Source organism: Enterococcus sp. DIV1316a (genome assembly GCF_050536915.1).
Lineage (GTDB): Bacteria > Bacillota > Bacilli > Lactobacillales > Enterococcaceae > Enterococcus > Enterococcus faecalis.
In genome coordinates this window covers 654257-665355 of sequence record NZ_CP172913.1, presented here as the reverse complement: position 1 = coordinate 665355, position 11099 = coordinate 654257, and the positions used below count along the sequence as shown (strand labels likewise).

Below are 11099 nucleotides of genomic sequence, written 5' to 3'. Positions count from 1 at the left end.
CTCATCTAGAAATCATAGGCCAAAAGAGCCATTAAGTTATTATAGGAATAGACTTGTTTCGTAACTTTATCACCAAATCCTCCATAAATCGGACTGCTTGAATCCATAATTTGAAAATTATTAAGTACTGTAATTGCCGCACGATACAACTCTTTGTCATTTTCGGCAACACCAATTAAAGCCGCTATCGCATAACTGGCTGCAGATTGATTTTTATCCACAGGTGATCCATTTAAATCATACGAGTTAAAAAGCGTTCCTTGCTGAACTTGTTTTCGCACAAAATCAATACTAGTCTGCTTCGCCATACCCACTTCACTTAAATGGACAATCGTTAATAAAGATTCAATAATATTAAGTGTTCCGTTGTTTTCGTATTTATTTGTTTGATGATTAAACTTCGTTTGATAAAGAGGTAAATCATCAGAAATATAGCCATCATCTATTAATTGGTAATGATACTGCAAGTAGTCTGCTGAAATCCCAAATTCTTTGTATAGATAACCCAGCGTAATTAAGTCAATATAAAACAAAGAAGTTTCTGAAGACTGTTGTTTTGATTTACTATCGTAAAAATCAATTAGAATGTTATCTTTCATAGAGGTTTTCATAAAACTCTTGCCTAATTTTTTAATTTCTTGATCATACTGATCTGTTTTAAAATGACCCCCTGCTTCAATTAATGAACGAATGATCCGTAAATCATCAATCGAGGCATTGACATTGTATTTATTGCCTTGCTCGTCAATTCGATAACTAAATTGGACGCCGTCGTAAAAGGTGTCTTTCGTCTGCTTGTAAAAATTATCAAAACGTCCCTGCGTATCAAAAGCTAAATTACGCAAATATAGACCCGAAGACTCACTTAGCAGCTCATGTCCTGTGGCGACATCTTTACGTTCAGCATCTGGTAAATAATTGGTTAAAAAGCCGCCGTCTGTTTTGAGCCGGGTTTCAATAAAAAACTTCAACAAATCTTTGCGTTCAGCTGTTTCTTTTGTGTGAAATTCATGTTTTGTTAAAAAATGTTGTTTGTCTGTCGACATTAAGCGTTGAATTTTTGGATTCACTTTTTCCACCTCTACTTTATAGGATTTTTCTCTAAACAAAAGAAAATATCCTCCCAGAAGCACCACGAATACCCCAATAAAAATCCAAAGTTTTCTCTTCATTGTTACGCCTCTTTTCCTCACTTCTTTATTGTCAGTGTACACAAAAGTACTTGTTTTTGCGAAACTTACGCTACCTCTTCAAACGCAAGAAAAAAAGCAATCCATAAAAATAAAAGGATTGCTTTAACCGTTTCGTCGATCATTTCCTGTCATCGTAATCTCTTTTGACAGATAACGCACACGTTCCATAATTCGTCTGGCTTTTAGCGGCTCTTGTTCTCCTCGTTGCGTCACGGTTAAATGCTCTTCTAAAGCTTTTAAATCTAGATTGGAAGAGAAAAAAGTAACTAATTGTTCTTGCATTCGGTATTGCAAGATTACGCTTAAAACGTCGTCACGAATCCAACTAGTCATGGATTCCGCACCAATGTCATCAATCATTAATATAGGGGATTTTTTTACTGCATCGAGCTTTTCACCAACTTGATCGCGACCAATGGCTTGCTTCATTTCTACTGTAAATGTTGGAAAATGAACAATTGTCGTAGTAAATCCACGTTCTGCTAAAGCATTAGCCATCGCACCTAATAAGAAAGATTTTCCTACACCGAAGGGGCCTTGTAAATAGAGCCCTTTATGAAATTCTTTTGGTGTCGCAGGATATTCTCTTAAAAATTGCATTGCTTCTGCTAACGCTTTGGCTCGACCTTGAGAAGATGGATCGAAATCTCGTAAATTTGCTTCTCGGACATCTTTTGGCATGTCCATTGCCCTTACTCGATTACGAATTTCTTCTTCCTTCTGACGGGCGATTAAATCAGCCGTTGGGACATACGTTACATCAATGTAATGAAAATTCAACATTAATCTTGGCTCATAGCCTGGAGCAATCATTGCTGGATCGTTTAATTGAAATTTCTTTTTTTCTTGAACAAATTCATACAGCTTAGCATAACTTTTACGAATATCTTCATCGCTTAAACGCTCTCGGTTTGCTTGTATAAAGGCTTGAACATCTTGATCTTTCAATACTTCGTTAACCAGCTCTTCATATCGTTCATTGATGTCACGCTTCTGGATAATTTTTGACATTTCTTTTCCTACGTCTTCCATCATTGGTCACCTCCTTGGTTTAAAAATTCTTGAATTTGTCGATCTAACTCGGCTTGTTCTTCTGGGGAAAGTTTTGTTTCATCGTTTGGCTGATCGGCCCATTCTGGCAATCGCTCTTGTCGAACAGTTTGGCGTTTCCCTGAATAATTTTGTTGTCGCTGTTTTTGTTTGGTTTGGCTTTGTTTTGCCAATTCTCTGACATGTTCAATTGCTTTTTCTGGTGAATGAATGCCACTTTGTCCCCATTCATTCGCAATTCGATTCACATACTCCGCTTTTAAAGTCGGTTGTTGTTGAATGTTGTAAACATAGTTAATCAAAATATTAATCACACTAGTCGGTAAGCCTGATTTGGCAACCAAATATTTCACTAATGAACGTTCTTGTGGTGTCGTATAGCCGCCTCGACTATTTTTTAAAGCTTCTAAATATTGAATAGGCGGATTCTTTTCACTATCCATAATCATTTGAATATCCAGTTCAGAAAAACCATTCATTTTTAATGTGTTATATCGATACGTTTGTTGCTCTTCCACCGTCAATTGTGCTTGCTTGTTTGTCACTACGTTTGTTGGTTGTGGTTTTTTATCAGGATCAAACGCTTGATGAATCGTTCGCACTAATTCCTTAGGCAAAATTCGACTTGTATAATAGTCAAATGATTTCGAAGCAAAGTCTACCATATCTAACTCATTGATGCCATATAATTGATGAAAAACATAGACTTCTTCTTGAAAACTAGCCTCATCTTCAGGCAGTTGTAAACCTAAACGGTGCAAACCTTCCACAAAATAGTGCCAATCAAAAGAATCCGTTGATACAGAAATTTTCTTCGATTTTTCTTGTTGAGAAAAAGTTTCTTGAATCGTTGTCAATCGGTTCGCTTCGGAAACAATTTGTTCTTCTTTAAAGGCATAAACCTCTTGAAAGCTAGCGGAAACATTTTGATAGCCCTCTGTTTTGGTAGGATGCGGTTGGAACTTTTGCACTAATTGATCAAATTTCCGTTGTCCAACCCGATTAAATAACACTAAAGCTAACACTTCATCTTTAAAAAAACGAGCGGCTGTTTCAGGTGCTTTTAAATAATATAAATAACAATCTCCTAATTCCCGATCTGTTTTTTTATACGTTTCTAGCAACCCAATGCCTTCTAATTTGTAGCAAGCTTCTTCTAATTGTTGACAACTCAAGTCCAGCAAACTAATTAAATCTGCATGAAACAGCGAGCCATTCTCCTCTGAGTCTGTTGTTTCAGATAACAAAAGCCAATATAAACTAAACGCATTGGCGCCGACAATTGGTTGATATAAAAAGGTTAAAACCTCTTTCTCTTGATCAGAAAGCGGTGAATCAATAACCGCTTGAAAAATATTTTTTGGTTGGATTCTTTGCCGATTTCCTTTCAAAGAAAGACCTCCTTTTTAATTTTCTGAGTCAGGAGAAGAAGATTTTGCTTTGTCGACAATGTCCTGTAACTCTTTCAAAAACACGCTCATATCTTTGAATTGTCGATAAACACTCGCAAAGCGGATGTAGGCAATTTCATCTAGATTGACTAAATCTTCCATCACATATTCACCGATAAGCGTTGTAGAGACTTCATTTTCCCCTAAACTACGCACTCGATTTTCAACATTATCGACAATTTGAACCATTTGTTCCATAGCAACGGGTCTTTTTTCCGCAGAACGAATGAGCCCACGCAAAATTTTATCACGATTAAATTCTTCTCGATCCCCATTTTTCTTGATTACAAGTAATGGCGCCGCTTCAATTCTTTCAAATGTAGTGAACCGATAACTGCAATTTTCACATTCACGACGACGGCGAATTGCACGTCCATCATCTGCTTGACGGCTATCAATAACACGGGAATTATTATGATGACATCTTGGACAACGCATAACGTTCACCTCTTCTATTCTGTATAATTTTTGTTGCCTATATTATAACATGAAATTGCGCTATTACTAGGTCTTTAGAACTGGTTCTTAGTTGAATCTTTGCCATTCTTTAATAAAAACAAAGACTTTCACTGTTTTTTTCTGAAATTTTCAAAACATTTTACGCCATTTAAAAAATATTCACTTCTTTCCAGTTTGTTTCTCTAGCCACTTCTTCACTTGTTGTTCCGTTTCTTCTCTAGTTCCTTGGTTATCAAACACGATATCTGCTCGTTCTTTTTTCATTTCAATCGGCCATTGGCTAGCAATTCGTTGTTGCGCTTCTTCTTCTGTTAATTGGTTTCGGGCCATCAGACGCTCTTTTTGAATCTTTTCTGGTACATATACCACAGCAACTTGATCCATAATCGCCTCATAATGAGCTTCATAAAGCAGAGGAATATCAACAATAACCAGGGAGGCTTTCTTTTTAGCTTCTTCAATTTGACGTAAAATTTCTTTTCTTAAAAAAGGTTTCAGCGTTTCATTTAACAGCTCTCTTTTTTGAGGACTAGCGAAAATTAATTGTCCTAATTTTTTCCGATCCAATTCACCAGTTGTTAATACTATTTCTGGTCCGAAAGTTTCAACGATTGCGGCTAAGGCTGGTTGCCCTTTTGCAACAATTTCGCGGGCGATAATGTCGCCGTCAACAATTGGATAACCTGCTTTTTTAAAAAGAGCAACAACCGTACTTTTACCTGTCGCAATCCCTCCTGTAATGCCTAAAACTTTTGTCATTTCAATCGACGACCTTTCAATTGTTGGCATTGTGGACAATAATGCGTACCACGTTGTGCCACTTTTGTTTTAACAATTGGCGTACCACAACGATTGCAAGGTAAGCCTGTTTGCCCGTAGACATTCAACGCTACTTGAAAAGTCCCTGCTTCTCCTAACGCGTTTAGATAGGTTCGGATGGTGGTTCCACCTGCTTCAACAGCGCGTGCCAAGACGTCAATGATTGCTTGATACAACTTAGCAACTTCCGCAGGTTTTAAGGAATCTGCTGGTTGCTCTGGATGGATTTGCGCTTGCCAAAGTGCTTCATCTACATAAATATTCCCTAAGCCCGTCACTAGCTTTTGATCTAACAGCAATGGCTTAATTGCTTTATGATGCTTTTTCAAGCCTTGTTGAAAAGTAGCTAATTGGAAAACGTCTGGTGTTGGCTCTGGGCCCAAAGCTAAAATCCCTTTATATTGATGACCTTGATTCTTAGGAACCAATGTCATACGGCCAAATTTCCGTACATCTAAATAACGTAATTGCGTGCCATCTGTAAAAGTAAACATTACATGGGTATGTTTGGCAATTTCATCATCAGCCTGATGAAACTCATATTTTCCTTCCATCCGTAAGTGAGAAATCATATCATTATCAGACAATTTAAAAATCAGAAATTTTCCTCTTCGCTCAATCCCTTCAATCGTTTGACCAGCTAATTGACCTTGAAATACATCAACTTCTGGTGATTCAATAATTCTTGGCCAAAAAACAATGACTTCTTGAATGGTTTTTCCTACAACAAGTTTTTCAAGTCCTTTTCGCACTGTTTCTACTTCTGGTAATTCTGGCATTATTTTTGCTCCTTTATATAAAGAGGTCTGAACGCTTAGATATCAACGTCCAGATCCTACTTATCCTTATTTTATTCATCGTTCTTAATAGGTAAGCTATTATTTTGCTTCATACCATGTTTTTCCCCAACTGCTATCGGTGATAAGTGGCACATGTAAGGAAACTGCGTGCTCCATCACTTCTTTGACGAGTTGATTTAATTGTTCTAATTCTGATTCTGGTACTTCAAAAACTAATTCGTCGTGCACTTGTAATAACATTGTCGCTTGTAATTTTTCTTCTTTTAAACGACGCGCCATTTCAATCATCGCAATTTTTAAAATATCTGCGGCACTTCCCTGAATCGGTGTATTAATCGCTGTACGTTCAGCGAACGAACGTAGATTAAAGTTTCTTGAATTAATATCACTTAAATAACGACGGCGATGATACAATGTTTCCACATAGCCTTTGTCTTTGGCATCGCGGACAATCTCTTCCATGTACTGTTTCACGCCTGGATATTTTTCAAAATAGGTGTCAATATATTGTTGCGCTTGCTTTCTAGTAATGCCTAAGTTTTGGGACAAGCCGTAATCACTGATACCATAGACAATTCCAAAATTCACCGCTTTAGCTTGACGACGCATGTTAGGTGTGACATCTTCTGCTTTTTCAACACCGAAAACTCGCATTGCAGTGCTGGCATGGATATCTTGTCCTTCCACAAACGCTTCTTTTAAATGCTCATCATTAGAAATATGCGCGAGCACACGTAACTCAATTTGAGAGTAATCAGAAGAGAAAATCAACCAATTATCCTCTCTTGGTACGAACGCTTCTCTAATTTTTCGGCCTTCTTCTAAACGGATAGGAATGTTTTGTAAATTAGGATCTACTGAGCTTAATCGTCCTGTTTGTGTTAGTGTTTGTACATACCGAGTATGAATTTTATTATCTGGCTGAATTACTTTTAAAAGTCCTTCAACATAGGTCGATTGAATTTTGGCAATTTGACGATAAGTTAAAATATCGGCCACAATTGGTGCTTGTTCTTTTAGTTGTTCTAAAACATCTACCGCTGTTGAATAGCCAGTTTTCGTCTTTTTGATCACAGGTAAGCCCATTTTTTCAAATAAAATAACGCCTAATTGTTTAGGTGAATTCAAATTAAATTCTTCGCCAGCTTCTGCATAGATTTTTTCTTCGATTTCTTTCAAGCGTTCTGAAAATTCTACTTGCATTTCTTTTAAGCGTGTGGCATCAACACGGATACCAGTTATTTCCATATCGCCTAAAATACGAGAAAGTGGTAATTCCATTTTATAGAATAAATCAGCTTGATTTTTTTCTGTTAATTCGCTATCTAATTTGCTTGTTAAAAATTGAATTGCTTTAATCTTACGTGCTAAATGACCAAAGAAAACTTCTTCGTCCTCTGGCAAGCCTTTTTTGGCCCCTTTTCCATAAATGGCTTCATCAGATTGAATCGCATCATATCCGTAATGTTGTGCTACACCTTCAATATCAGCGTTATTGTCATTGGTATCAAGTAAATAAGCAGCCAATAAAACATCAAAGGCAATCCCTGTCATTTTTCCTACATAGCGATTTAGTGCAACGTACGTCCGTTTTGCATCGTAGACATTTTTTTTACGTGTCTCATCCATCAACCAGTCAATAAATGGCTGACTTTCAAAAACAGCTAAATTATTCGTGGTATAAATCTTCTTGTTGTTGCCCCAAGCAAGGCCGACAATCGGTGACGTATGATAGTTATCTTCCATCATCTCAACATAAAGAGCCATATCGTCTGTAAACATTTCATTGGTTAACTGATCTTCGACTACTTCAAATAAAATATCTTCCATTTCAACAGGTTCTTCTGTAATGTCCAACTTAGCTAAAAATTGTTTAAAGTCCATTTCTTTATAAAAAGGAACCAATTTTTCTAAGTTTTTCCCTTCATATGCCAAGTCTTCCACATTGACTTCGACTGGTGCATTGACTTCAATTGTCGCTAAACGTTTAGAAAGAAAGGCTTGCTCTTTATCATTAATCAAGTTTTCTTTCATTTTGCTTTTTTTCATTTCATCGATATTCTCATAAACCCCTTCAACTGAGCCATATTGTTTTAACAGCTTAATCGCGGTTTTCTCACCGATTTTCGTTACACCTGGAATGTTATCCGACGTGTCGCCAGCCAACCCTTTCATATCAATAATTTGCTTAGGCGTTAACCCATCATATTTTTCAGCAATATGCTCAGGCGTATATGATTCAATATCGCTAACTCCTTTAACAGTGATATCTACTTTGACAGTGTCCGTCGCTAATTGTGTCAAATCTCGGTCCCCTGATAACACGACAACATCAAATTCATCTTTATCAACTTTGTTGGCTAATGTACCAATAATATCATCTGCTTCATAGTTAGGTAGTTCATAATATTTTACGCCTAAACCTTCTAAAAGTTCACGAATATACGGCATTTGTTCTTTAAATTCCCCCGGTGTTTTTGAACGTCCGGCTTTATATTCTGAATAAAATTCTGTTCTGAATGTGGTTTTCCCTGCATCAAAAGCGACTAAAACATGAGTAGGCATTTCTTTTTGCATTACATTTTCAAACATATTGTTAAACGCATAAATAGCATTTGTATGCAAGCCGTTTTTATTTTTGAATCGTTCTAATGAGTTATGTAGCGCAAAAAATGCACGAAAGGCTACACTGTTTCCATCAACGAGTAATAATTTTTTTTTGGTCATTTTTTTCCCCTCATCTTTAGCAAACTAGTTTCTTTTCTATTTTAACAAAAAACTACAGAATTTGCAGTAGACGGAGATTGCCGAATGAAAGAAAAAGGTATTTGACATAGTTCCTTAGTGACAACTATATCAAATACCAAAATCAATCAGCAATACACGCTGGATCTTCACAAGTATGAGAATCTTTTTACGGCAAAACATTTCCCGCTGCACGATAAATATCGTACCAATCTTCGCGACTAATCACAATGTCTGCTGCTTTAGCAATTTCTTCAATTCTACCAAGATTCATACTTCCTGCGATGACTTGCATATTAGCAGGGTGGCGCAGAATCCAGCTGCTGGCTAAACCAGTTGGCGTTGTTTGATATTTTTCAGCCAATTCGCTTAATTTTTGATTTAACTCAGGGAATTTTTCATTTCCAATAAAGACACCTTCAAAATAACCATATTGGTACGGTGACCATGCTTGAATAGTCATTTGTTTCAACCGTGAATAATCTAAAATACCATGATCATAATCAATGCTTCCTGATATTTCCATATTTGTTTGTAAGCCTTGATCTACCATGCCAGTATGCTTGATGCCAAATTGTAATTGATTGGCTAATAACGGTTGTTTAACAGCTGTTTTTAAAAGTTCAATTTGTCCTGGCGTTTGGTTACTTACACCAAAATAGCGAACTTTCCCTTGTTTTTCTAATAAATGAAAAGCTTCAGCTACTTCTTCTGGTTCCACTAAAGTATCTGGACGATGCAACAATAATGCATCGACTGAATCTACACCTAAACGCTGTAAACTCCCTTCGACCGCTTCTAAAATATGTGCTTTTGAAAAGTCAAAAAAGCCCTGACGAATCCCACATTTCGTTTGTATAAAAATATCTTCACGACGAATGGTACTTTCTTTTAAGGCCTTACCAAAAATGGTTTCGCAGTCGCCGCCACCATAAATGTCGGCGTGATCAAAAAATGTAATGCCATGATCATAAGCAGTTTCAATTACCTGTTGAGGATTTTCAGCACCATTTAAGCGCATACATCCTAAGATAACCGAAGAAACTGTTTCGTCACTTGTACCAAATTGTAGTTGTTTCATTTTAATATCCTCCTCATCCATTCCTCTTACTTCTTCATTTTAACACTATTTAGACAAAATTGGACTTCTTACGATAGATTCGCTTCGACTTTTTCAAAAAAAGCAGGAGATAATTCCTCTGGCAAATAAACAACTGTCTCAGAAGAAAGCGCTACGTTCATCTGAAACAAATGATTGACAATTAAGAGGTGTGCTTGGTGAAGTTGATACGTTGGTTTTCCATGAATAATTGTAATATTCTTTTTTTCACTGAAATAGCTTTTTATAGATTGCCCCAACGCTTGTTCCTTTTCTGGAGGAAAGTCCGTCAATAGGCAAATAATATATTTTTTTTCATATAAAATCGGGTCAAATAAATCTAGGATGTGATAAAAATAGCAACTCGTCAATTCCCGTTCTTTTACTGAAGTAAAGGCTGGGTATAGGCGTTTTAAAAGCCTAATTAGTTTCTGTAATCTGTGCCAAGTTTGATGATAACGTACAGCGAGTGTTTGTTCCTGTTTATGAGCTGGCAACCATGCTTGTCCGTCTAATAAACTATTCATATGCGTACTTAAAAATCGACATAAATGAATTTCTTGATAATTAAAATGATGTTGTGTAAAATTTCTCCTAATTTCTTTCATAATAAAAATAGCTGTTTTTAAGCATAAACTTTCTATTTTCATTTGCTCATGAATAAAATACTTTCGCGCTCTCTTGCCAAAACAACCACCAAAATGTGCTTCAAGAATCACAAATAACGCTTTTTGTTCTTTAAGAGACATAAAAGAAGTGCTCAACACTTCCACACGAAATAAATAAAAAAAAGCACTTGTTTGTTGAAATAAATTAGCATTTGGCACTGAAATTTCATGCCCGCCTCTATATCGTTTCTCCCAAATATAAATTAGCCAACTAAGATGATTCTGTTGTGCTACATTTAAATCCAACTCAAAAAAGGTAATGATTTTCCGAGTCATTTCTCTGTTTTCTTCTAGACAGCTTTCTTGAAAAAACAAATAAAAACAAAGGATTAACTGTCGAATTTGCCATTCATTGCCAGTTAAATCGTAATGTTTTTGACGTACAATAATATCAAAATTAACTAGCCAACGTCGAATATTAGAAAGTTTCTTCCGAAGAGTTGATTCCTGTAATCCCAATACCTGGGTCAATTGCGCATAATTGATTCGCTCTTCAATTAGACAACGTAAAATATAAAATTCGGGAATAAAATAACAAAATTTTTGTCTAAATCGAGCCAAGCCACAAACGCATAATTCACGATATTTTACAATTCCTTTGGTCGTTGTATAAATCTTACAAAGCCCTTCTATCTTAAACGTTTCCTGCTTTTTTTCAAAACGTTGAATGTAACAATGGATGGTTTTGTCGCTCACCTTTAGTTTTTCTGCAGCCATCAAAACAGAAAATGTCTGCTCTTGTTGCAGTAAATCCAACAATTCCAACATATTTTTATGTTCAAAAGACAATAATTCCTTGAAATCCATATATCGTC

General features: G+C 36.2%; 9 protein-coding genes. All 9 read right to left on the bottom strand.

Annotated features, from left to right (window positions below):
- Positions 1-5 precede the first annotated feature (5 nt).
- The gene (locus tag IGL56_RS03215; RefSeq protein WP_002385036.1) at positions 6-1214 is read right to left on the bottom strand and encodes a hypothetical protein; all 1209 of its coding nucleotides are present in this window, start codon (positions 1212-1214) and stop codon (positions 6-8) included.
- A gap of 81 nt (positions 1215-1295) precedes the next feature.
- Positions 1296-2225, bottom strand: a complete 930-nt coding sequence (gene dnaI / locus IGL56_RS03210) for a primosomal protein DnaI (protein ID WP_002364725.1) — start codon at positions 2223-2225, stop codon at positions 1296-1298.
- On the bottom strand, positions 2225-3634 hold the full coding sequence (locus tag IGL56_RS03205; protein WP_002364727.1) for a replication initiation and membrane attachment family protein: 1410 nt from the start codon (positions 3632-3634) through the stop codon (positions 2225-2227). The genes dnaI and IGL56_RS03205 overlap by 1 nt, the downstream gene beginning before the upstream one ends.
- A gap of 15 nt (positions 3635-3649) precedes the next feature.
- Positions 3650-4132, bottom strand: a complete 483-nt coding sequence (gene nrdR, locus IGL56_RS03200; protein ID WP_002381296.1) for a transcriptional regulator NrdR — start codon at positions 4130-4132, stop codon at positions 3650-3652.
- 180 nt (positions 4133-4312) lie between these two features.
- Complete coding sequence (coaE, locus tag IGL56_RS03195; protein ID WP_002364728.1) at positions 4313-4912, bottom strand: dephospho-CoA kinase; 600 nt, start codon at positions 4910-4912, stop codon at positions 4313-4315.
- On the bottom strand, positions 4909-5751 hold the full coding sequence (gene mutM / locus IGL56_RS03190) for a DNA-formamidopyrimidine glycosylase (protein ID WP_002364730.1): 843 nt from the start codon (positions 5749-5751) through the stop codon (positions 4909-4911). The genes coaE and mutM overlap by 4 nt, the downstream gene beginning before the upstream one ends.
- Positions 5752-5850: 99 nt before the next feature.
- On the bottom strand, positions 5851-8499 hold the full coding sequence (polA, locus tag IGL56_RS03185; RefSeq protein WP_002355755.1) for a DNA polymerase I: 2649 nt from the start codon (positions 8497-8499) through the stop codon (positions 5851-5853).
- 187 nt (positions 8500-8686) lie between these two features.
- The gene (locus IGL56_RS03180) at positions 8687-9598 is read right to left on the bottom strand and encodes an aldo/keto reductase (protein ID WP_002355754.1); all 912 of its coding nucleotides are present in this window, start codon (positions 9596-9598) and stop codon (positions 8687-8689) included.
- Between the two features lie 68 nt (positions 9599-9666).
- Positions 9667-11091, bottom strand: a complete 1425-nt coding sequence (locus IGL56_RS03175) for a helix-turn-helix domain-containing protein (RefSeq protein ID WP_002371505.1) — start codon at positions 11089-11091, stop codon at positions 9667-9669.
- Between the last annotated feature and the right edge of the window lie 8 nt (positions 11092-11099).

Excerpts from the sequence above, each read along its gene's own strand:
- dnaI (WP_002364725.1), bottom strand. The coding sequence starts at position 2,225 with ATGGAAGACGTAGGAAAAGAAATGTCAAAAATTATCCAGAAGCGTGAC.
- nrdR (WP_002381296.1), bottom strand. The coding sequence starts at position 4,132 with ATGCGTTGTCCAAGATGTCATCATAATAATTCCCGTGTTATTGATAGC.
- coaE (WP_002364728.1), bottom strand. The coding sequence starts at position 4,912 with ATGACAAAAGTTTTAGGCATTACAGGAGGGATTGCGACAGGTAAAAGT.
- mutM (WP_002364730.1), bottom strand. The coding sequence starts at position 5,751 with ATGCCAGAATTACCAGAAGTAGAAACAGTGCGAAAAGGACTTGAAAAA.
- polA (WP_002355755.1), bottom strand. The coding sequence starts at position 8,499 with ATGACCAAAAAAAAATTATTACTCGTTGATGGAAACAGTGTAGCCTTT.
- IGL56_RS03180 (WP_002355754.1), bottom strand. The coding sequence starts at position 9,598 with ATGAAACAACTACAATTTGGTACAAGTGACGAAACAGTTTCTTCGGTT.
- IGL56_RS03175 (WP_002371505.1), bottom strand. The coding sequence starts at position 11,091 with ATGGATTTCAAGGAATTATTGTCTTTTGAACATAAAAATATGTTGGAA.